The sequence below is a fragment of the Bradyrhizobium elkanii USDA 76 genome (assembly GCF_023278185.1).
In the GTDB taxonomy this organism is placed as follows: domain Bacteria; phylum Pseudomonadota; class Alphaproteobacteria; order Rhizobiales; family Xanthobacteraceae; genus Bradyrhizobium; species Bradyrhizobium elkanii.
Genome location: NZ_CP066356.1, coordinates 5,958,086 through 5,981,054 on the forward strand (window position 1 = coordinate 5,958,086; position 22,969 = coordinate 5,981,054).

19 protein-coding genes are annotated in these 22,969 nt (G+C 64.6%); 2 read left to right on the forward strand and 17 right to left on the reverse strand.

All coding sequences use genetic code 11. From position 1 onward, the window contains the following. The gene (locus tag JEY66_RS28910) at nt 1–996 is read right to left on the reverse strand and encodes an acetamidase/formamidase family protein (RefSeq protein WP_018270846.1); all 996 of its coding nucleotides are present in this window, start codon (nt 994–996) and stop codon (nt 1–3) included. Between the two features lie 17 nt (nt 997–1,013). Next, a complete protein-coding gene (locus tag JEY66_RS28915) occupies nt 1,014–2,414 on the reverse strand; it encodes an amidase (protein ID WP_018270845.1) in 1,401 nt (466 codons plus the stop codon). A gap of 423 nt (nt 2,415–2,837) precedes the next feature. On the opposite strand from JEY66_RS28915, the gene JEY66_RS28920 reads away from it, so the two are divergent. Together JEY66_RS28920 and JEY66_RS28925 are read left to right on the forward strand one after the other, a co-directional pair. After that, nucleotides 2,838–4,001, forward strand: coding sequence for a transporter substrate-binding domain-containing protein (locus JEY66_RS28920; RefSeq protein WP_018270844.1), 1,164 nt, complete (start codon nt 2,838–2,840; stop codon nt 3,999–4,001). Then, the gene (locus JEY66_RS28925) at nt 3,998–4,585 is read left to right on the forward strand and encodes an ANTAR domain-containing response regulator (protein ID WP_018270843.1); all 588 of its coding nucleotides are present in this window, start codon (nt 3,998–4,000) and stop codon (nt 4,583–4,585) included. The genes JEY66_RS28920 and JEY66_RS28925 overlap by 4 nt, the downstream gene beginning before the upstream one ends. 9 nt (nt 4,586–4,594) lie before the next feature. Here JEY66_RS28925 and JEY66_RS28930 read toward each other — a convergent pair whose 3' ends face one another. From JEY66_RS28930 to hutI, 15 genes are all read right to left on the reverse strand, one after another. Beyond that, the gene (locus JEY66_RS28930; protein WP_129964935.1) at nt 4,595–6,883 is read right to left on the reverse strand and encodes a VWA domain-containing protein; all 2,289 of its coding nucleotides are present in this window, start codon (nt 6,881–6,883) and stop codon (nt 4,595–4,597) included. A gap of 14 nt (nt 6,884–6,897) precedes the next feature. After that, complete coding sequence (locus JEY66_RS28935; RefSeq protein WP_051110092.1) at nt 6,898–7,725, reverse strand: CbbQ/NirQ/NorQ/GpvN family protein; 828 nt, start codon at nt 7,723–7,725, stop codon at nt 6,898–6,900. Nucleotides 7,726–7,759: 34 nt separating this feature from the next. Continuing rightward, a complete protein-coding gene (locus JEY66_RS28940; protein WP_018270841.1) occupies nt 7,760–8,779 on the reverse strand; it encodes an alpha/beta fold hydrolase in 1,020 nt (339 codons plus the stop codon). 34 nt (nt 8,780–8,813) lie between these two features. After that, nucleotides 8,814–10,148 (reverse strand): purine-cytosine permease family protein, encoded by a 1,335-nt coding sequence (locus JEY66_RS28945; RefSeq protein ID WP_018270840.1) that lies wholly within the window; start codon nt 10,146–10,148, stop codon nt 8,814–8,816. Nucleotides 10,149–10,242: 94 nt separating this feature from the next. Next, nucleotides 10,243–11,280, reverse strand: a complete 1,038-nt coding sequence (locus JEY66_RS28950; protein ID WP_016845713.1) for an aliphatic amidase — start codon at nt 11,278–11,280, stop codon at nt 10,243–10,245. A gap of 33 nt (nt 11,281–11,313) precedes the next feature. Beyond that, nucleotides 11,314–12,006, reverse strand: coding sequence for an urea ABC transporter ATP-binding subunit UrtE (gene urtE / locus JEY66_RS28955; RefSeq protein WP_018270839.1), 693 nt, complete (start codon nt 12,004–12,006; stop codon nt 11,314–11,316). Next, complete coding sequence (gene urtD / locus JEY66_RS28960; RefSeq protein ID WP_018270838.1) at nt 11,999–12,751, reverse strand: urea ABC transporter ATP-binding protein UrtD; 753 nt, start codon at nt 12,749–12,751, stop codon at nt 11,999–12,001. Before urtD ends, urtE begins: the two co-directional genes overlap by 8 nt. Next, complete coding sequence (gene urtC / locus JEY66_RS28965) at nt 12,748–13,887, reverse strand: urea ABC transporter permease subunit UrtC (protein ID WP_018270837.1); 1,140 nt, start codon at nt 13,885–13,887, stop codon at nt 12,748–12,750. Before urtC ends, urtD begins: the two co-directional genes overlap by 4 nt. A gap of 16 nt (nt 13,888–13,903) precedes the next feature. Then, a complete protein-coding gene (gene urtB / locus JEY66_RS28970; RefSeq protein WP_016845709.1) occupies nt 13,904–14,773 on the reverse strand; it encodes an urea ABC transporter permease subunit UrtB in 870 nt (289 codons plus the stop codon). A 131-nt stretch (nt 14,774–14,904) separates the two neighbouring features. Next, nucleotides 14,905–16,155, reverse strand: coding sequence for a transporter substrate-binding domain-containing protein (locus tag JEY66_RS28975; RefSeq protein ID WP_038376091.1), 1,251 nt, complete (start codon nt 16,153–16,155; stop codon nt 14,905–14,907). Nucleotides 16,156–16,283: 128 nt separating this feature from the next. Beyond that, nucleotides 16,284–16,925 carry an ANTAR domain-containing response regulator gene (locus JEY66_RS28980; protein ID WP_016845707.1) on the reverse strand — a complete coding sequence of 214 codons (642 nt, stop codon included), beginning with the start codon at nt 16,923–16,925 and terminating at the stop codon, nt 16,284–16,286. Then, nucleotides 16,922–18,076 (reverse strand): transporter substrate-binding domain-containing protein, encoded by a 1,155-nt coding sequence (locus tag JEY66_RS28985; RefSeq protein WP_038376092.1) that lies wholly within the window; start codon nt 18,074–18,076, stop codon nt 16,922–16,924. Before JEY66_RS28985 ends, JEY66_RS28980 begins: the two co-directional genes overlap by 4 nt. 374 nt (nt 18,077–18,450) lie before the next feature. Beyond that, nucleotides 18,451–20,118 (reverse strand): urocanate hydratase, encoded by a 1,668-nt coding sequence (gene hutU / locus JEY66_RS28990; protein WP_018270836.1) that lies wholly within the window; start codon nt 20,116–20,118, stop codon nt 18,451–18,453. 27 nt (nt 20,119–20,145) lie between these two features. Continuing rightward, complete coding sequence (gene hutH, locus JEY66_RS28995; RefSeq protein ID WP_018270835.1) at nt 20,146–21,705, reverse strand: histidine ammonia-lyase; 1,560 nt, start codon at nt 21,703–21,705, stop codon at nt 20,146–20,148. Further along, nucleotides 21,702–22,916 carry an imidazolonepropionase gene (gene hutI / locus JEY66_RS29000; protein WP_018270834.1) on the reverse strand — a complete coding sequence of 405 codons (1,215 nt, stop codon included), beginning with the start codon at nt 22,914–22,916 and terminating at the stop codon, nt 21,702–21,704. The genes hutH and hutI overlap by 4 nt, the downstream gene beginning before the upstream one ends. Nucleotides 22,917–22,969 lie beyond the last annotated feature (53 nt).

The following is a 22,969-nucleotide window of genomic DNA, read 5'->3' on the forward strand; positions in this document are numbered from 1 at the left end:
TCACGCCTTGAGGTAATTCTTCAGGATCGACGCCCCCATCGTGTATTTGGGGTCGACCATGTTGCCGAGCCGCATGCGGCCGGCCTGGCTGAGCAGCATGTAGGCATCGATTTCGTCGAAGCCGTAATCGGCGCTCATCCAGCGCACGAGCTCGCGATAGGCGATGCGCGCCGCGTCCTCGAGCGGGCGTGCGCTGCCGATCGTCATGATGAAGTCGCGCGTCTCGAGCCGCGGCCAGGCGAAGCTCCAGTTCTTGATCAGATCAATCTGCAAAGTGACAGTCGCGCGCTGCTCCAGCGCGACGCCCGAGAGCTCGCCGTCGCCCTGTGTGGCGTGGCAGTCGCCGACATAGAGCAGCCCGCCTTCGGCATGCACCGGCAGATAGATAATCGCGCCCGGTGCGACGTCGGGCAGGTCCATGTTGCCGCCGTGATAATCGGGCTGCAGCGAGGAGATCGCCTCGATCTCGGGCGAGACGCCGATCGTGCCGATGAACGGCTCATAGGGCAATGTGATCTTGTCGTTCCAGCGCACGCCGTTGCGGTCGACATGCAGCTTCTTGACACGTTCCGGCAGCGGCGGATTGAGCAGCGCCGTGGATGCGGTCCCGACCAGGCCACCGAACTCCGGAATGATGCAGGTCGTTCCGGCCGGCTGCGCGCCGCGGGTCTCGACGTCGCGGATATAGACGGCGAGGCAATCGCCCTTCTTGGCGCCCTTGACCGCGATCGGCCCGCATTGCGGGTTCAGATAGGGGAAGTTCAGCTTCGCCGTGGGGCTGTCGCTTTCGCTGGTGAGCACGCCGCCGAAGGCGTCTTCGGTCTCGACAACGATGACCCCGCCCGGATCGATCGACAGGGTCGGCTTGGCATAGGGCCCATAGACGTAATGGAAGCCGCCCTGCTGCTCGATCGTCAGGCTATGGGTCGTACCGGTCGCGCCCTTGGCAAGGGCGCGCTTGGCCATGATGGAACTCTTCAACCAATCTTCGGTCATGCGGTCGGCTCCTCAATTCAGATCGCGGGATGGCGCTTGTGCCAGTCGGTGACGCGCTGGAAGGCATCGCCCGCGCGAACGAGGCTTGCTTCGTCGAAGTGACGGCCGACGAACTGGAAGGCGACGGGCCCGCCGTTCGGTGCGAAGCCGCCGGGAAGCGTCACGGTCGGGCTGCCGGTCATGTCGAACGGGCAGGTGAAGCGCAGCAGCCCGGTAATCAGCGACGGATCCTCACCCAGCGCCGCCATCTTGGCCAATGTCGGCGCAGCGAATGCCTGGGCCGGAACGGCGATCAGATCGACCGTCTCGAACAACAGCCGCACCGCGCCGCGGAACGCTTCGCGCCGCAGCACGATCTTCTGATAGTTCATGCCGGATTGCGCCCGGCCGAGATCGAGCAGGCCGGCGAGCGCCGGACCATATTCGTCCTTGCGGGCCGGATAGGTCTCTTCATGCGCGACGGCTACTTCGATGCCGCACAGCGGGAACCAATCCTCGATCACGGCCTTCGCATCGGGGAACGTGATGTCCTTGATCTTCGCGCCCAGATCGGCGGCAACGCGCAGCCCTTCGCTGAGCACCTTGCCGGCAGCCTCGTCGGTGCCTTCGCTGGTCCAGCGCCGATCGACCCCGATCGTCACGCCGCGCAAGTCTCCGGACAGGCCGGCGAGATAGTTCGGCACCGGCAGCGGCACGGAGGTGGTGTCCTTGGGATCCTGGCCGGCAATCACAGCGAGGATCGCGCCGCAATCGGCCGCGCTGCGCGCCATCGGCCCGATGTGATCGAGCGTCGCCGCGAGTTCGAAAGCGCCATAACGGCTCACGCGTCCCCAGGTCGGCTTCAGGCCGGTGATGCCGTTGGCGGCCGACGGAAAGCGGATCGAGCCGCCCGTATCGGTGCCAAGCGAACCGAAGCAGAGCCCCGCGGCGGTGGCGACGCCGGAACCGCTCGACGATGCGCCCGACCACAAATCGGCGTTCCACGGATTCTTCGGCGGATCGATCTTCGGGTGGTGGTCGGCATAAGCGCCCTCGGTCTGCTGCAGCTTGCCGAGGATGATTGCGCCGGCATCCTTCAATCGTGCGACGACCGTAGCGTCCTCGCTCGGCCGGAAGTCGCGATGGATCGTCATGCCATGCGCGGCCGGCGCGCCCTTCGCCCAGCACAAATCCTTGACGGCGATCGGCACGCCGTGGAGCGGTCCCTTGATCTTGCCGGACGCGATGTCCTTCTCGGCTGCCGCCGCTTCGGCCAGCGCCGCCTCGCCCATCACATAGGCGTAGCTCTTGAGCTTGCCGTCGAGCTGCTCGATCCGCCCGAGCATGGCCTTGGTCACCTCGACCGGCGAAAGCTTTTTCGCCTGGATTTGCTGCCCGATCTCAATGAGCCCGAGATAATGAAGATCCGTCGTCGGCATCGTTTCTCATCCCCGCACTTGACATGACGCAAGCGCAGGCACTGCCCATCACCGCGCATGCGCCTCCGGCTTGGCGACACGGACGTGTCGCCAATTTGTTTAGCGGCAAAAGCAAAAAGCCACCCGCCCCTCCGAAACGAAGGTGACGAATGGCCCAAATGCCGCGGCTATGAACTATCGCACGGGTCCGGGGTCGAACGGAGCACTCTGCGCGGCGATCGGGACGTCATCGGCCAAATCGACGCACGCAAGGTTCGACAGGAAGCCCTGTAGGAGAAAATTCTAAGGAGGTGTGCAGCGCGTTGTCAACGAGGCTGGCTGCACAAATTTCGCGAGGTGCATGCGCAGCAAATCGGCATGACCTCTTGCACCGACCTCTGCCAAGATGATTTCCTTGATGCGTCGCGCCGCCGAAAGTACTCAATGACCAAGCCCTCCATTCCAGTTGGCATCATCTGCTCGCAGCACGGGCCCTATCAGGCCATGGGACGCGAGATCCTGAAGAGCGCCATGATGGCGGTCGACGAAATCAACAATCAGGATGAGTTCGACTTCGCGATATCTGCGCATGTCCGCGATCCCCGCGGAATCATTTCGGAGTACCACACGGTCTGCGACGACCTCATTCGCAACGTCGGCGTCGAGCACATCATCGGCTGCTACACCTCGGCCTCGCGCAAGCAGGTGCTGCCGATCGTCGAGCGCACCGACCGCCTGCTCTGGTATCCGGCGCGCTACGAGGGGTTCGAATGCTCCGACAACGTCATCTATGTCGGCGCCTCACCCAATCACAACGTACTGCCGCTGGTGCGTTACGTGCTCGATAATCTGTCGAGCGAAATCTTCTGTGTCGGCTCCAACTACGTCTGGACCTGGGAAACCAATCGCGTCACCCGCGAGCTCGTGACAGCGGCCAAAGGACGCATTCTCGCCGAACGCCTGCTCGAACTTGGTGAAAGCGCGGTCACGCACATCGTGGACGAGATCGTGCGGCGCCGGCCGCCGGTCGTCTTCAACACCCTGGTCGGCAGCTCAAGCTATGACTTCATCCGCGCCTTTCATGCGGCGACCGCCGCGGCCGGCCTCGACATCCCGATGCTGAGCTGCAGCCTGTGCGAGCCCGAGCTCAAGATCGCGGGTCCCGCATCGGCCGGATGCATCACCTCGTCGGCCTATTTCGAAAGCATTCGCCTGCCCGAGAACCGGGCCTTCGTGGCACGCTGGAAGGCGCGCTACGGCGAACACAGCAGCCCGTCGGTCGACGGGCAATCTGCCTATGTCGCGGTCTATCTGCTGGCCCGCGCGCTGCAGCGCGCCGGCACATCCAATATCGGCGAGGTGCGGCGCGCCGCGGCCGGCCACCGCTACAATTCGCCGCAAGGTCCGGTCTGGATCGACGGCAGCAACAACCACTGCGTCCTGACGCCGCGCCTCGCCGTCTCGAACGCCGAAGGACAATTTGACATCTTCTGGGAAGCTGAAGCGCCGGTCAGACCGGATCCTTACCTGACGCAGCTCGACATCGCCGCCAGCCCGGCAAGGGACGGAACGTTGCCGAATGCGCCGCATTTGCGGGTTGTGAAATGAGCAAACCGTCTTCATTTTCGCTGCGGGGGCGCAAGGCGCTCGTCGCCATCAAGGACGAGCGCGATGCCTCGATCGTCAGGCGGCAGTTCGAGCGCCTCGGGATCGAGATCGTCACATGGGAGCCCGGTGCCAATATCGACTGCCGTCCCGACGTGACGCTGATCGATGACGAGTTCCTGCCGCTCACCTCGCCGGCGCAGCGGACGTCGTTTGGGCGAAGCCCGGTCATCGCCCTGCTCGGCACCGAGACGCCGAGCCGTCTGAAGCTGGTGCTCGACCTCGATCCGGCGTCATTTCTGGTGAAGCCGCTGCGCTCGGCCGGCATCTATGCCGCGCTCGTCCTGGCTTTCGAGCGAAGCGAGCGCACCAGCGAGCTGAAGCAGCAGGTGCTCAAGCTGGAGCAGCGGCTGCGATCCCGCCGCGTCGTGCTCGCCGCGGTCCTTCAGGTCATGCACACCCATGCGCTGGCCGAGCCGGCTGCCTTTGCGCTGATCCGCCGCGCCGCCATGGAGCAGCGCAAGACGATCGAGGAACTCTCGGCGGAGATCACCGCAAAGGGCTCCCTGCCCCGGGCAACGGGCTAGAAGCACCCGCTATTTCTTCAGTTCCGCGTAGAGCTGCATCACCCGTTGCGGCAACACCTCGATGCGCGGCACGCGGAGCGCATAGCGCTCGCCGAAAATCCGATCGAGCTGGGGAAATCTTTGCTCGCCGATGCCAAAGGCAAAGATATCGGTGCCACGCCGCCGCAGCTGCTGGGCAGCACGGCGGGCGTCCTCGACGAGATATTGCGCATCCGGCACGTCGACGTCGGACGGCTCGCCGTCGGTCAGAACCAGCAGCACCTTTCGGAACGCGCGTCGTTCCGCGAGGTAGCCCCCGGCATGGCGCAATGCCGCGCCCAGCCGGGTGGAATGACCGCTGCCAAGGCCCGCGAGACGCGCACGAACCACTGCGTCCATCGGCTCCGCAAAGCCCTTGATGCGCAGGTAGCGCACGCGCTCACGGCCATCGGAGCTGAAACCATGCACCGCGATCGCATCATTGGCGGCCTCGACCGCGGCCGCCATGATCGCGGCCGCCTTGCGTTCGACGTCGAGGACCGTCCGGCCGCGGCGGTCACGGTCCGCGGTCGATTGGGACAGGTCCAGCAGCAGCAGGATGGCGAGATCGCGTGGTCCGGGCGCATCGCGCTGGTAGACCCTGGGCTCGCTGATATTGCCGGTGCGCCGCTCGATCGTCAGGGCGATCGCTGCGTCAATGTCGAGCGCGTCGCCGTCGCGCTGGCCCTTGTGTCGGATACGGCGGCCGATCGACGCGTCGCGGGTCAATTCCGTGATCCAGCGCATCGCCTCGGCGTCCGTCGAGGAATCGAAGGGCTGCGCGGAAACGGCGGCATCGGCTTCCAGAATCGTGGTCCAGTCCGGCCGCTCGGTACGCGCCGCATAGTCCCACTCCGGGTAGGTCGCGACCGGAAACCCATCCAGCAGCGTCACCGCACTGGCCTTCGCGCGCAACGTCTCGTCCGGCTTGGCGTTGTCGTCGGCCGATTGGCCACCCGCATCGTCGCGCCGCTCGATTCGGACGGAATCGACGGCAAGTTCGATCGTCTCGGCCGGACTGTCCGGCTGGTCGCCGAAATCCCACAGCGCCAGATTGTCGTCGCGATAGGCGGGTTCGACGACGTAGCTCTTGGCGTTGAACTGCAGCCGCATCTGCCCGATGTCGTTGCCGAGCAAGCCACCGATCTCGCGGCTGATGGCAGGATCGGTCCAACGGCCGGCGGCAGCGGCAAACAGCGTCCGCCCCTTGGTCACCCACGCGTCCGGATCCTGATAATCGGGATCGATCAGCGCCCGCGCCAACCGCATCATCAGTCCGGCTGCGGTTGCCTGGCCGGCTGGCGTCGCGCTGTGAAATGGCAGCCATAGCCGGCGCAGCCCGGGCATTTCGCGGAGCGCCAGCGTCTCGACCCGGGCGTCCTCGATCAGCGAGACCAGCGCGATCTGCAGCGCCTTCAGTCGCCCCACCGGAAAGCGGGCGGTGGAATGCACCAGATGCGTGCCGGCATGCACGACCGCCGCGAGATAGACGGCGTCCGCTCCCTCGCCTTCGAAGCCGGGAAAGGTCTGCGGCAGACCGACGAGGCCGGCGGCGAGCGAGGTCCGCCGCGGCACCGGCGTCGCTGCAACCGCAAGTTTGCGGAAACGCGGCTTTCTGTTCCACAACGCGATCGTGGTTGCAGCGAGCCGCTTCTCCAGCCGCGCGAAATCATCCCCGCTCCGGCCGGCTGCGAACAGCTGCGCCGAAAGCTGATCGTCGAGCGCGAAATAGGCACGGCGGCGCGATGCGCGACCGCCGCTCGCGCGCAAGCCGGCGGAAACCCACGCCGCAAACTCCTCGCCGCCGGCATGCGCCAGAAACTGCCCCAGCCGGCCGATCGCGAGGCCCGCCGACTCCGGCCCGGTGGCTGCGAGTTGATCGAACGCGGCGAGAACCGCGGTGAGTTCTCCTGCACCCGCAAGGCGCGGCAGCACCCTGGACAATTCGGTCAGCAACGCATGGGCGGCGCGGCTTCCGGTGCTGCAGCCGATGTCCCGGACCGCGCGGCCGATCGCGATCAGATCATCGGCCGATCGCTGCGCCGGCCACTGCTCCGATAGACGCAGAAAGCCCTGCACCACGGCTTGACCGAGATTGGCCTCGAACAGGGCGTGCACGGCCTCGTCCCAGATCGCCAGGTGATCGAACCAACCGGTTCGCTGCAGAGCGGTGCGCGCCGCCTGCACGGCCGCAGCTACATCGTCATGACCGCGCAACAGTGCCGCGAGCCGACGTCCGGACCGGAAGCTATCGAGCGAACTGATTTGCGCGACCGCCACCTGCAAACGTCCACTTACCCGCAGGCCGAGATCACGTCGCGCAACGTGTTCCTGGTGTCCGCATCATCGGTCAAGGGCACGACGATCGTGGTCTCGCAGGCCTTTTCGAGGCTGATGCCGCATCCGATCAAGCGGCCGGCATTGACCAGCATGCGGGTCGAGGCGCCTTCGTCGAGCCCCTGACCCTTCAGGTTGCGGCTATGCTGGGCGATCTTCACCAGGAGATCGGCGAGGTTCGGTTCGATGCCGGCTTCGCGCGACACCACCTCGGTCTCGACCGGCCGATCAGGATAGCCGAAATCCAGCGCCGCGAAGCGCTGCTTGGTGGATTCCTTGAGGTCCTTGATCGCGCTCTGGTAGCCCGGATTGTAGGAGATCACGAGCTGGAAGTCGGAATGGGCGTGGATCAATTCACCGCGCTTCTCCAGCGGCAGCACACGACGATCGTCGGTCAAGGGATGGATCACGACCGTCGTATCCTGGCGCGCCTCGACGATCTCGTCGAGATAGCAGATCGCGCCAAGACGCACCGCGGTCGTGAGCGGCCCGTCGCTCCACACCGTCCCCTCTGCGTCGAGCAGCCAGCGCCCCACCAGATCCGCCGCCGTCATGTCCTCGTGGCAGGCGACTGTGATCAGCGGGCGGCCGAGCCGCCACGCCATGTATTCGATGAAGCGGGTCTTGCCGCAGCCGGTGGGGCCTTTCAGCATCACCGGCATGCGGTTGGCATAGGCTGCACCGAACAGTTCGACCTCATCCTTGAGCGGCCGGTAATACGGCTCCTCCCGGATGCGGTACTGGTCGAGCAGCAGGGCGGGATTGGACAAGCTCACGCCTCCCATGATCGCGCAGGCAGCCGTTCGCAACCGGTCGATATCACGATGCGAGCAGTTCCTTGAGCTTAGTGTCGATGAAGTCGACATCGACCGGATTGGTCCCGGGCCCGCCGGCGAAGTGGCCCCAGATCGACGGCACCGGCACGAGCTTGGCGTTCGGCATGTTCTCGACCTCGAACGCGCTGTCCTCCGGCGGGAAATAGAGATCGGTCTGCCCCGGCATGACATAGGCCTTGGCCTTGATCGCTCTCAGCGCGGCCCTGAAGTCGCCGTCGTAGATTTCGTTGTCGCTGATGTCGCCGTGCTGCCACGTCCACAGCATGGTCAGTAGATTGTTGGGATCCTTCGGCAGGAAGAAGCCTTCCCAGAACGCCACCAGGAAATCCTCCAGCGACGAATAGCCCAGCGTCTTGATGTCGAGCTGCTCGCGATAGAAGGCCTGTGAAAAGCCCCAGCCGGCATAGACACGCGCGGCGGCGCGCAGGCCACGGGCCGGCTTGTCGGTGTACCAGCCCTCCTTCCACGCAGCATCCGCCGTGAGTGCCGCCTTGACGCCTTCGAGGAACACGAAGTTGTGGCGCGAGCACTTGGCCGAGCCGCAGAACGGCGCCAGCAAGTCCATCATATCCGGATACAGCGCACCCCAATGGAACGTCTGCAACGCGCCCATCGACCAGCCGACGACGAGACGGATGTGCTTGATGTCGAATTTCTCGGTCACCAGCCGATGCTGGGCGCGCACATTGTCATAGGCCGTCACCTGCGGGAAACGCGGTCCATTATACGGTTCCGGCGTGTTGCTCGGCGACGACGACAGCCCGTTGCCGAGCATGTTCGGGATGATGATGAAGTACTTTGCCGGATCGAGCGCCCTGCCCGGTCCGATCAGCCATTCATTGTCGTAATGCTGACCCGAGTACCAGGTCGGATAGACGATGACGTTGTCCTTGGCCGCGTTGAGCTGGCCATAGGTCTTGTAGGCGAGCTTGCAGTCGCGAATGGTCGCGCCGCGCTGCAAGGTCAAATTGCCGAGATCATAGATCTGATAGTCGACGCTCATTGATGTACCCTTCTTGCTTGATCGAGCTGATCGCTTACGCCGGACGCGCCACCTTTTCGGTCGGAGATTCCACCCGTGCGATCGCTCCGTACACGATGCCGGCGACTACCGCGGCGGAGATCGCAGTGGACAGCCCCGGCATCAGGTTTTCAACCGCAAAGGCACACAGCGACCCGATGCCCCAGGCGATGAACGGCTTCGCACGCCAGTCCACGTCCGCCCGCGCCTCGGCCCGCAGCAGGTACTGATCGACCAGGATGATCGCGCCGATCGGCGGCACCAGGATGCCGAGCAGCGACAGCCACTGGATGAAGAACGCCCAGACATTGCCGGCAGCGACCAGGATGCCAAGCGCGCCGAGCACCACCGCCATCAGCCGCATATTGGTCCCGAGGATGCGCGACCAGCCGGTGGCCGCATTGTACAGGCAGTGCGAGCAGACCGAGCCGAGATTGGCATAGAGGAAGATGAACGCGAGGATGCTGAGCCAGGTGAGCTGCTTGCCGTTCATGTAGCCGAACATGTTGTCGACACCGAACGGATTGGCGTTCGGCACGGCGAGCGCCGCCGTCATCACGCCGCCGACCAGCATTGCCACCAGATTGGCGAACGGAAACGCGCTGAACGTGGCGAACAGCGAGGCCCGTGGGCTCGGCGCCCAGCGGTTGAAGTCCGCCGTCACCGTGCCGGCGTCGATGAACAGCGCGAGCACCACCGTCAGCCCGACGCCCATCGACATGCTGGCGACGCCATTGTTGCCGGCATAGGCGAAGATCGCCGCCGACGTCGTGGTCGAGGCGGCATCGGCCGCGACCCAGAGGCCGAGTACGACAAACAGCGGCACCGACGCCAGCCCGATCCAGTGCAATCCCTTCACGCCGACGAAAGTAATTCCGATATAGAGCACGCCGGCGACGATGGTCATCGCCACATAATTGAGGCCGTAGGTCGAGGAGATCAGCGCGCCGGTGATGCCGGTCTGCACCGCATACCAGCCGAGCAGCAGGGTCGACAGCAGGCCCGACGCCAGCACATAGCCCTTCTTTCCGAACACGATGCTGGCGATCAGCGCGAAATTCATGCCTCGCCTGGTGCCGATCAGCCCGAGTGCGCCCACATAGGCGAACATGATCAGGTTGCCGACGATCATCGCCACCAGTGCATTCTTGAACCCCATGCCCAGCACCAGCAGCGAACCGGTCATCGCGCCGGTGATGATCATCGGAAAGCCCAGCCACACCATCGTGACCGAGAAGGCGCTGCGCCGGGCGCTCATCGGCACCGGCTCGTGCTCGAACTCATGGCCGAGAAGGTCGTCGATCTGCCCTTCGGTCTGCTGAACCAGCCCGCTATTCGATTGACCGCTCATGATGTCCCCCTGTTTCCTCCGCGAGGAAGTGTCCGCCGTTGCATCGAACCACGCCGGCGCGAAACATCGCGCCGGCGCCGATCATCGATGTCACTCAACGATGTGCGACTTTCTGGTTCGGAATGCCCTCGATCGGACATTCATCGGTCCCGACGGTCGGACGGGTCATGGCTTCAACCATCTCCCGCGTCCCTTCGGGGTCCGTGATCCAGTTCTTGTAGAAGGTGTACGGGCAGACCGCGTGGCCGCGATCGCCGTCGCCGGAGTTGATCAGGCCGGTATAGCCGCGATGCATCAGCTTGAAGAGATGGTTCTGCGACTGCATGTTGCGGCGGGCGTCGCGGATCAGCGACACCGAGAGCTGCGCGTACTGGATGCCGTTCTCCTCGGTGCCGCACTCGCCGAGCGTCCTTCCGTCGAAGCCGATGAGCGCGGAATGGCCGAAGTAGGAATAGACGCCGTCGAAGCCGGAGGCGTTGGCGACCGCCACGTAGCAGTTGTTGGCCCAGGCCATCGACTTCGAGATCTGGATCTGCTGCTCCTTGGCCGGATACATGTAGCCCTGGCAGCGGACGATCAGTTCGGCGCCGCGCATCGCGCAATCCCGCCAGATCTCCGGATAGTTGCCGTCGTCGCAGATGATCAGGCTGATCTTCAGCCCCTTCGGCCCCTCCGAGACGTAGGTGCAATCGCCGGGATACCAGCCCTCGATCGGCACCCACGGCATGATCTTGCGGTACTTCTGGACGATCTCGCCCTTGTCGTTCATCAGGATCAGGGTGTTGTACGGCGCCTTGTTGGGATGCTCCTCGTGGCGCTCGCCGGTCAGCGAGAACACACCCCAGACCTTGGCCTTGCGGCAGGCGTCCGCGAAGATGCGGGTCTCCTCGCCCGGCACGGACGACGCGGTCTCGTACATCTCCTTGGAGTCGTACATGATGCCGTGGGTCGAGTATTCCGGGAAGATCACGAGGTCCATGCCCGGCAGGCCGAGCTTCATGCCCTCGACCATCTTGGCGATGTTGCGCGCGTTATCCAGCACCTCGGCCTTGGTGTGCAGGCGCGGCATCTTGTAATTCACCACGGCAACGCCGACCGTGTCCTTGCTGCTCGATATGTCTCCATGCAACATGTCTAGACTCCCTTTCCTGAGCGATAAGTCCCGCTACACGGCCATGTGCAGCTGGATGAGATCATCGGTGAGCTCACCGATCGTACCCTTGGCGACGACGCGTCCCTTTTCGAGCAACGCGAAGCGGTGAGACGCACGCCGCGCGAACGCGACATTCTGTTCGACCAGCACGACCGTGATTCCGCGTTCGCGATTGAGGCTGACGATCACGTCTTCGATCTGCTCGACGATGTTCGGCTGGATACCCTCGGTCGGCTCGTCCAGCAGGATGACCTTGGGCTTGGCCAGCAGCGCACGCGCGATCGCAAGCTGCTGCTGCTGGCCGCCGGAGAGGTTGCCGCCGTAGCGATTGAGAAAGTCCTTGAGTACCGGAAACAGCTCGAGCACCCACTCCTCGATGCCGTTGGCCGATTTCGCGGCGAAGGTCCCGAGCGTCAGGTTTTCCCGCACAGTGAACTTCGGCAAAATCCCGCGGCCCTGCGGCACGTAGGCAATACCGGCCTTGGCGCGCTGGTAGGTCCGCAGCGGCGAAATGTCGGCACCGTCGAGCGACAGCCGTCCGGTACACCGGTCCATCAGGCCGAGGATGCTGCGCATCAGCGTGGTCTTGCCGACGCCGTTGCGGCCGAGCACCGAGAGGAATTCGCCATTGCCAACCGTCAGGTTGATGCCCTGCAGGGCGCGGCTGTTGCCGTAGAAGGCGTCGACGTCGGTCAGCTCAAGCATGGCTGATGCCTCCCGATCCGAGATAGGCGCGGCGTACTTCCGGATGTGCCTCGACTTCAGCGGCGGTGCCCTCAGCCAGCATCTGGCCCATATGCATCACGGAGATGATGTCGCCGATCGCCTTGACGAAGCCCATGTCGTGCTCGACCACGATCAGCGTGTGCTTGCCCTTCAGCCGAGCGAACAGTTCGGCGGTCTTGCGGGTTTCCTGCGCCGTCATGCCCGCGGTGGGCTCGTCCATCAGGATCAGCTCGGCGTCCTGGGCGACCAGCATGCCGATCTCCAGCCACTGGGTCTGACCGTGCGACAGATAGGCGGCCGGCCGGTCGAGCTGCTCGGTGAGCCCGACCAGTTCAGCGAGACGCTCGACATGCTCGCGCCCCGAGTTGCCGATATTCCAGCGCAGATTGCCGAAGACGCTCGTGCGCCGGGCTCGCGCCACTTCAAGGTTCTCGGAAACCGAGAGCTCGCGGAACACGCTCGGCACCTGGAACTTGCGGCCGACGCCGGCGCGGGCGATTTCGTACTCCTCGAGGTCCTGCAGCGCCGTTCCGTCAAAGCTCACCGTGCCGGCGCTCGGCTTGACCTTGCCGCAGATGATGTCCAGCGCCGTGGTCTTGCCGGCGCCGTTCGGCCCGATCAGGCAGCGCAGCTCGCCCTTGCGCACGCTCATGTTGAGACTGTTGAGCGCCTTGAAGCCGTTGAAGCTGACCGAGACATCGCGGAGGTCGAGATGGGAGCTCATGTGCTGCCCTCCGTCTGGCCGACGCCCTGTGCCACGCCGCCACTCGCGGTTTGTCGTCGCAGCACGATCCAGCGCAAGGCAGCTTGCGCGAGACCGGCGAGCCCCTTCGGCAGGAACAGCACCACGAGCACGAACAGCGCGCCCATCACCAGCGTCCAGGTTTCCAGGAACGCTGCGGACTCCGACAGCGCGCCCTGCATGCCCGCCACCAGCACCGCGCCAAGGAACGCACCGACCAGGCTCTGCCGACCGCCGACCGCGCACCACACCACCACCGAAAGCGAAAGCTGCACGCCGAGGAAGGTCGGCGAGGCAAACTCCATCACCACCGTGTAGAGCATGCCAGCAAGGCCCGCGATCGCCGCCGACAGCGCGAACACGAAGATCTGGTAGAGCGCGACGTCGTAGCCGAAGTAGCGCACCCGGCTCTCATGGTCGCGAATCGCCTGCACGATCAGGCCGGCCTTGGTCCTTGTGAAGGCGAAGGCGACAAGCAGGCTGAGCAGGACACAGCTGGCGACGAGATAGTAGGTTGCGCGGCCATAGGCATCGAACGCGACGCCGAAGATCTCGAGCTGGGCGAGATCGGTGATGCCGTTGAAGCCGCCGGTGTAGCTCTGCTGGTCGATGATGACGAGATTGATCACCACCATGGTGGCGAGCGTGATGATCGAGACATAGACGCCGGTGACGCGGCCCCGGAACATGAACCAGCCGAGCGCCGCCGCAACCAGCGCCGGCACGATCAGGCCGGCGGCGATCGCGAAGGTCAGCGAGCGGAACGGCTCCCAGAACCACGGCAAATGCTGGACATTGTTCCAGACCATGAAGTCCGGCAGTCCACTCGCTCCGGTATGCACCGGCACGGTCTTGAGCTTGAGCGCCATTGCCATGGCGTAGGAGCCGAGCCCGAAGCTCATCGCCTGGCCGAGATTCAGGATGCCGCCGAATCCCCAGGACAGCCCGAGCGATATCGTGAGGATCCCCAGCACCAGATAACGCGCGACCTTGTTGAGCAGGAAGTCGTTGTTGAGCAGCACCGGCAGCACGAACACCACGGCGCAGACGATCAGCAGAGGTGCCAGCTGCGCGATCAGGCGCTGCAATCCGTTGGGGTTGGGAACATGCGACGGCATAGATGAGCGATCTGTCTCAGGCCCGCACGCGTGCGGTGAAAAGCCCCTCGGGGCGGAAACGGATGAGCACGACGATGGCGAGCAGCACGATCGCCTTGGCCACCGTGTCGTTCTGCAGGAAGGCAATGCCGCCGGAGAGCTCGCCGAGGATGAAGGCGCTCGCCACGGTCCCGGCGAGGCTCTGCACCCCGCCGAGCACGACCACCATGAAGGCATCGACCACATAGCCGGTGCCCATATCGGGCGACACGCTCTTCAGCGGCGACACCAGCGCGCCGGCCAGTCCCGCCAGTCCCGCGCCATAGGCGAAAGTCAGCGCATAGACCCGTTTGGCGTTGATGCCGAACGAGGCGGCGACCGAACGGTCCTGGATGATCGCACGCAGCTTCATTCCGACTGTGGTGCGGTTCATCAGCAACCAGGTCGCCACGAACAGCGCGATCGACACCACGAACAGGAACACCCGATAGGACGACACCGGGATGCCGAACACGTCCATGCTGTCCGACAGCGCCGGCGGCAGCTGCACGTAGCGCAGTTCGCTGCCGACCATCAGCCGCACCGCCTGCTGCAGCATGATGCCGACGCCCCAGGTCGCGAGGATCGTATCCAGCGGCCGGTTGTTGAGCAGGCTCAGGACATAACGCTCGATGACCCAGCCGAACGTGGCGACCACGAGGAAGATCGGCACCAGGCTCGCCAGCAGGCCGAGCCCGAGATAGGTGTGGAACACCCAGGCCGCGTAAGCGCCGAGCATCACGAACTCGCCATGGGCGAGATTGATGATGCCCATCGACCCGTAGATGATCGACAGGCCCAGCGCGACCAGCAGCAGGATCGATCCGATGCTGAGGCCGGTGACGATTTGTTCGATGAATTGGTCCACGTCGGGATCCGCTTTTCGATAATCGTTTTGTGCGCCCTGCCCCTCCCACCCGTTCGTGCGAGAGGCCGCATTCGTTTTGGGGATGCAGGCCGCCGGCGCCGCACGCCGACGGCCTTCGTCAGCCCCCGTCGTCAGCTCTTCTCGACCAGGCCCTTCTCGGTACATGACTGTCCGGGATAGGCCGCGTAAGGCACCGGCTTCAGCCACTCCTTGGCCTCGACAAGAATCTCGAACTGTCCGTTCGACTTCGCCTGCGCGATCTTGGGCCACAGCCAGGTGTGCAGGTTCTCCGGCTCGATCCGGACCTTGCCCTGCGGTGCAATCACTTCCTGGCCCTTGACCGCGTCGCGGATATTCGGCGGCGTGAGGTCGCTGGTCGCAAGCTTCTCGACCGCCTGCTTGAACAGGTAGGTCTGGAAGTAGCAGGCCTCCGACACGAAATGCGTCACCTTGTCGGCGCCCCAACGCTTCTTGTAGGCCTCGACGAACTTCTCGTTCTCCGGCGACTTGTGCACCATGAAGTAAGGCGCCGAGGTGAAGTGACCGGCGGCTGCCTCGCCGCCCATCGCAGCGACCTCGTTCTCGGAGGTCGTCAGGCTCGCCATCGGCATCTTTTCGGGATCGAGGCCGGCCGCCTTGTACTGGCGATGCAGCGCGACCACGGAATCGCCGACCACGGTGGAGAAGATCACGTTCGGCTGCGTCGAGCGGATCTTGTTGATGACGGAAGAGAATTCGGAGTGGCCGAGCGGCACATATTCTTCCGCCACGACCTCGCCGCCGAGTTTTTCAAGCAGCTTCTTGCAGTAGTTGTTCTCTTCCTTCGGATAGATGTAGTTGGAGCCGATCAGGTAGAACTTCTTGCCGAACTTCTTGACCAGCCAGGGCACGAACTCGTCCTGCTGCTGGTTCGGCACCGCGCCGGTGTAGATGACGTTCTTCGAGCACTCGCGGCCTTCATAGAGCGTCGGATACCAATAGAGATTGTTCTGCCGCTCGAACACCGGGAGCACCGCCTTGCGGCTTGCCGAAGTGTAGGAGCCGAACACACTCACGCATTTGTCGCCGACGACGAGCTTGCGGGCCTTCTCCGAGAAGGTCGCCGGATCGGACGCGGGGTCCTCGACGATCGGGACGATCTTGCTGCCCTTGATGCCGCCTGTGGCGTTGATCTCCTCGATGGCGAGCAGCGTCGCCTTGTTGAGCGATTCCTCGATGATCGCGGTCGTTCCGGTCAGCGAGAACAGCACGCCGACCTTGATCTCGCCGCCGGCGGCGTAAGCAAGGTCGGCGTTCTTGATCCAGATGTGCGGCAGTCCGGCGCCGGCAAATGCGCCAAGCGCCGCGGTGTTCCTCAGCAAAGTCCGCCGTGAAATGCTCATCCTTAAGCTCCCTTCAGGACTGAAAAAACAAAAAGCCCTCCCGATGCGCGCTTACGCGAGCATTGGGAGGGCTTTGTTGCCGGTTGTGTCGAAGGCGGCGCTGTCGCCGCCGGCCCCGCTATTGGGGCTTACTGTTGATGATCGTAGCCAAGCAGTTCGAACGAGTCAACAATCGCCGCGGCGACGGCACTTGCCGACACGCGACGATCCATCGCCTGTCGTCTGATGAAGCCATAGGCCTCGGTTTCCGGCATCTGCCGCGTCGCCATCAGGATCGCCTTGGCGCGTTCCACCGTGCGCATCGAGCGCAGATTGTCATCGAGCTTCTCGATCTTGCTGCGAAGCCGCCGTTCATAACCAAATTGACTGCGCGCCAGCACCAGGCTGGACAGCACTGCATTCTGCGTGAACGGCCGCGGCAGAACGGCGTTCGGCGTCGCATGACACAACGCGTCGGCGTGCACGGTTTCCGTCGCCGGCAGGATCACGACCAGCGCCGAGCGCGCATCGCCGGGAATCCACGGCAGGCGCCGCGCCAGGTCAGGAGAATATTCGCAGTACACCACGTCGGCATCGGCCGGCACGCTCTCCGGCATCGGCCAGACCTGCCGCACGCGCATCCGGAACCGCTGCAACTCGCGCAGCAACATGCCGACCTGATCGTCGACCGGCGCGACCACCACCGCCGACAGGTCGGCAAGTTCCTGAACCATGGTCTTGCGTCCGCCGACGTCTCGGCTCAGCGACGGCTTACGCGACATTTCGTTCATTGGACGCTTCCTGTTTGCGTTGCACGACCATATCCGATCAGGAACGGATCCGCATGCACCGGCTCCTTCGACTGGCTGACGACATCGAACTGCCCCTGGCGGTTGGCGCGCCCGATGCGGGTCCAGAGGTCGGTATGGCCCGACATCGGGTTGACGGTGACCGCACCTTGCGGTGCATCGAAGCTGGTGCCGAACACCATCGAGCGGAGCACTTCGGTGTCGAGCGAATTGACCTGCTGGAGCGCCTTCGCGAACAGATGCAGCTGGAAGTACGACGCCTCGGCGCACATGTTGGTCGAGATATCGGCGCCGAACCGCTTCTTGAAGCGCTGCACAAACGCATTGTTGGCGCTGCCCTCGACGCCCTGAAAGTACGATGCCGCCGTGACGTGTCCCTCGCCGACATCGAACCCCATGGCGGCGATTTCGGCTTCCGTCGTGGTCAGGCTGGCGATCGGCACCTGCTTTGGATCGAGCCCGACATTCGCATAGGCCTGATAGAGGAACACCGTGCCCTCGCCAACGACGGTCGAGAAGATCACGTCGGGCCTGACACGCTTGATATCCTGGATGATCGGTACAAAATCCTGCCAGCGCGCATAGACATTGACATAGCGTTCGCCAACGACCGAGCCGCCATTGCTCTTGAGCAGCTCCCGCATCACCCGGTTGGACTCGCGCGGATAGATGTAATCCGACCCCACGAAATAGAACCGTGTTCCGAACGTATCCATCAAATAGCGGCACAGCGCGAGGCTGTTCTGGTTCGGCGAGGCGCCGGTGTAGATGACGTTGGGCGACGCCTCGAACCCTTCGTAAAGCGTCGGATACCAGAGCAGACCGTTCAGCCGTTCGACCACCGGCAGCACCGCCTTGCGGCTCGACGAGGTGTAGCAGCCGAAGATCGTGCTGACCTGATCCTCGATCATCAGCCGCTTGGCGTAATGGCCATAGGCGGCCGAGTCCGATCCGGGGTCATAGGCAACGGGAACCAGCTCGCGGCCGCAGACGCCGCCCGCTTCATTCACCTCTTCGATCGCGAGTTGCGTGCCCTGATACTGGGTCTCCTCGATCACCGACATGAAGCCGGTTCGCGAGAACAGCACTCCTATCCGCCACGGAGCGGATGTCGTCTGGGTAAGGTTCGACATGATCAGGCCCTCGACAGAATTGGAGGGACGAGAGGGATTATTGTTCTTGTTGCTCTCGAACAGCGTTGCCGGCTGCGGAAGATTGCATGCCATCTGCCACGAGACAAGGACCCTGGCCGCTCATCCTGTCAGCGAAGCTGACGTGAAAGCAGGCAGATTAATGTATCACCCGCGACGGATCACAGGTGCAGCGCTCCACGGGCCACCTATCTCCGGTAGCTGCACCACCGATTTCCCGTATCAAGGCATGTCCGGCCGGTCACCTCGCGTACATCAACCGGAAGGTTGAGAGCTGCGACGAGATTGCTCGTTAACCTGCGCCGCGACCGGGAGATGCCGCTGAACCCGCGAACAACTCCCGATCAGGAGTCCCCTCAGCGCAGGCTGGGCAGATCGAGCCCGTTGGCGCGGGCGCATTCGATCGCCGTGTCATAGCCGGCGTCGGCGTGGCGCATGACGCCCGTCGCCGGGTCGTTCCACAGCACGCGCTCGAGCCTGCGCGCCGCCTCCGGCGTGCCGTCAGCGACGATCACCATGCCGGCGTGCTGCGAATAGCCGATGCCGACGCCGCCACCGTGATGCAGCGACACCCAGGTGGCGCCGCTCGCGCAGTTGAGCAAAGCATTGAGCAGCGGCCAGTCGGACACCGCGTCGGAGCCGTCGCGCATCGCCTCGGTCTCGCGGTTCGGGCTCGCCACCGAGCCGCTGTCGAGATGATCGCGCCCGATCACGATCGGCGCCTTGAGCTCGCCGCGCGCCACCATCTCGTTGAAGGCAAGGCCAAGCCGATGGCGGTCGCCGAGCCCGACCCAGCAAATCCGCGCCGGCAGCCCCTGGAACTTGATGCGCGCCTTGGCCATGTCGAGCCAATTGTGCAGATGGCTGTCGTTGGGCATCAGCTCCTTGACCTTGGCATCGGTCTTGAAGATGTCCTCGGGATCGCCCGACAGCGCCGCCCAGCGGAACGGTCCCACGCCGCGGCAGAACAGCGGACGGATATAGGCCGGAACGAATCCCGGGAAATCGAACGCCTGGTTCAGGCCCATGTCCTTGGCCATCTGGCGGATGTTGTTGCCGTAATCTAGCGTCGGGATTCCCTGCGCGTGAAAATCCAGCATGGCCTGGACGTGATCGACCATCGAGGTCTTGGCCGCCGTCTCGACGGCCTTCGGGTCGGCCGCGCGTTTGGCTTCCCAATCGGCGAGCGTCCATCCCTTCGGCAAATAGCCATTGATCGGATCATGCGCGCTGGTCTGGTCGGTGACGATGTCCGGGCGCACGCCGCGGCGCACCAGCTCGGGAAAGATCTCGGCCGCATTGCCGAGCAGGCCGACCGACACCGGCTTCTGGCTCTTGACCGCTTCAGCAATGATCGCCAGCGCTTCGTCGAGCGTCGTCGCCTGGCGGTCGAGATAACCCGTGCGCAGCCGCATCTCGATGCGGCTCGGCTGGCATTCGACGGCGAGCATCGAGGCACCGGCCATCGTGGCGGCCAGTGGCTGGGCGCCGCCCATGCCGCCGAGACCTGCCGTCAGGATCCATTTGCCGGCGAGACTGCCGCCATAATGCCGGCGGCCGACCTCGACGAACGTCTCATAGGTCCCCTGTACGATGCCCTGGCTGCCGATATAGATCCATGAGCCTGCCGTCATCTGGCCAAACATCATCAGGCCCTGCCGGTCGAGCTCGTTGAAATGATCGAGCGTCGCCCAATGCGGCACCAGGTTGGAATTCGCGATCAGAACGCGCGGCGCGTCGGCATGGGTCCGGAAAATGCCGACCGGCTTGCCGGATTGCACCAGCAGCGTCTGGTCATTTTCGAGCTTGCGCAACGAGGCGGCAATCCGGTCAAAGCTCTCCCAGTCGCGCGCCGCACGGCCGATGCCGCCATAGACCACGAGCTCGCTCGGGCGCTCGGCGACGTCAGGGTCCAGATTGTTCATCAGCATGCGCAGCGGTGCTTCCGTCAGCCAGCTCTTGGCGCTGATGCCGGTGCCGCGGGGAGCACGGATGATGCGTTCGTTGTCCAGTCGGCGGTTCATGACGGATGTCCCTGCTAAGCAAGCCTTCTAAGTCAGTCTTGGAAATGGATCGGTCGGAAGCACCGCGATCGCAGCGGCCGGCAACGCGTCGGCTTCGATCAGCGCGGCTGCGCTGGCGAGATCTTGCGCCATGTAGCGGTCGGCGGCGAGAGCGGGAACGTGCTGCCGCAGCGCGGCAATGACCGCCGCGAGCGGTGCGCTGGTCGCATGCGGCGCGCGCAGCGTAATACCTTGCGCCGCGACCAAAAGCTCGATGCCGAGGATGGCGGCGAGATTGTCGGCCATGTCGGACAGCCGGCGCGCGGCATGGGCGGCCATCGAGACGTGATCTTCCTGATTGGCGCTGGTTGGCGTCGAGTCGATCGAGCAAGGCAAGGCGCGCTGCTTGTTCTCGGCATAGAGCGCCGCCGCCGTCACCTCGGCGATCATGAATCCGGAGTTGATGCCGGGGTCAGGCGTCAGGAACGGCGGCAGGCCGAAGTTCAAGGCGGGATCGACGAGGGTCGCGATCCGGCGCTCGCTAGTCGCGCCGATCTCCGCGAGCGCCAGCGCGATCTGGTCGGCGGCGAACGCCACCGGCTCAGCGTGGAAATTGCCGCCTGACACGATCTCGCCGGTCTCCACCAGCACCAGCGGGTTGTCCGTCACTGCATTGGCCTCAATGGTCAGCCCACGCGCGGCTTGCGCGAGCAGGTCGAGCACGGCGCCCGCGACCTGCGGCTGGCAGCGCAGACAATAAGGGTCCTGCACGCGCTCGTCGCCTTCGAGATGCGATTGCCTGATGTCGCTGCCGTCGAGCAGCGCGGTCAGGGCGGCGGCCGCAGCGATCTGGCCGTCATGGCCACGCAGCGATTGTATCTCGGGACGAAACGGCACCGTCGACGCCATCGCCGCATCGACCGACAGCGCACCTGTCACCAGCGCGGCACACGCCAGGCGATGCGCACGCAGCAGGCCGGAGATGGCATAGGCGGTGGAAAACTGCGTGCCGTTGATCAGCGCGAGTCCCTCCTTGGGGCCGAGCGTCAACGGCGCGAGGCCGGCAGCGGCAAGCGCTTCGCTCCCCGACACCAGCCTGCCATCAAGGATTGCCTGCCCCTCCCCGATCATGACCGCGGTCATATGGGCGAGTGGCGCGAGATCGCCGGAGGCACCGACCGAGCCCTGCTGCGGCACCAGCGGAGTGACGCCGCGCGCCAGCATGCCCTGCAACTGCTCGATCACATCGCGGCGCACGCCGGATGCGCCGCGACCGAGCGAAATCACTTTCAACGCCATCATCAGGCGCACGATCGGCTCGGGCGTGCTCGGACCGACTCCGCAGCAATGCGACAGGATGAGGTTGCGCTGAAGCAGCGCGGTCTGGTCGGGCGCGATGCGCGTCGATGCCAGCTTCCCGAAGCCGGTATTGATGCCGTAGACGGGAACGTCAATACGCGCCGCCTTCGCCACGATCTCCGCGGCCGCCTCGACGCGCGGCCAGCATGATGGATCGAGCACGATGGGTGCGCCGGCGAGCACGCGCGCCAGGACGTCGAGGCCGACGGTTCCGGGCGTCACGACGACAGGCGCATCCCGATCGCTCATTGCCCCCTCCACACCCGGCTGTGCAGCGGGTTGAAGCCGATGCGGTAGACCAGTTCGGCCGGACGCTCGATGTCCCAGATCGCCAGATCGCACCACTTGCCGGCCTCTAACGTACCGGTCTCGGCCAGCATGCCGAGCGCGCGCGCCCCTTCCCGCGTCACCCCTGTGAGGCATTCGGCGACCGTCATCCGGAACAGCGTTGCACCCATGTTCATCGCCAGCAGGAGCGAGGTGAGCGGTGAGCTGCCCGGATTGCAATCGGTCGCCAGCGCCATGTTCACACCGTGGCTACGAAACAGCTCGACCGGCGGCTTGTGCGTCTCACGAATGAAATAGAACGCGCCGGGCAGCAGGACCGCGACGGTTCCGGCCTTCGCCATCGCCGCGGCGCCGGCTTCGTCGGTGTGCTCGAGATGATCCGCTGACAGTGCCGAAAACTTTGCGGCCAGCGCCGCGCCGCCGAGATTGGACAGCTGATCCGCATGCAGCTTGACGGGCAGTCCCAACGCCCGCGCCGCCTCGAATACCCGCGCCGTCTGCTCTCCGGAAAACGCGATCCCCTCCATGAAGCCGTCGACGGCATCGGCAAGGCCGGCCTTGGCCACGGCCGGCAGCATCTCGTTGCAGACCAGATCGATGTAGCGGTCCTTGTCGCCATTGGCCTCAGGCGGCAACGCATGCGCTCCGAGGAACGACGTGCGGATCGCAACCTGCCGCAGGCGGGCGAGGCTGCGTGCCGCCGCAAGCTGCCGCATCTCGGTCTCGGCATTGAGGCCATAGCCGGACTTGATCTCGACGGTGGTTGCGCCCTCGCCGATCAGCGCGTCGAGTCGCGGCAGCGCACCGGCGACGAGCTCGGCCTCGGTCGCCTTGCGCGTTGCCGCGACGGTCGAGACGATGCCGCCGCCCGCCCGCGCGATCTCCTCATAGCTCGCGCCTTTCAGGCGCAGCTCGAACTCGTGCGCGCGGTTGCCGCCGAAGACGAGATGGGTGTGGCAATCGACCAGCCCGGGCGTGATCCAGCGGCCGGCGCAATCGATCCGTTCAACGGCGTCCGCATCCACAGGAAAATCCGACTGCACACCAGCATAGACGATGCGGCCGTCGCGCGCCGCGATCAGGCCCCGCTCGATCTCGCCGAGATGAGTGCGGTCGCTGCGCATCGTGGCGAGCCGGGCGTTGTGCCAGATACGGTCGAAGCGCTCTGCCATGCGATCGTCCCCTCGATGTGGGATGCTTGACTTATATGTCTAGACATATAATC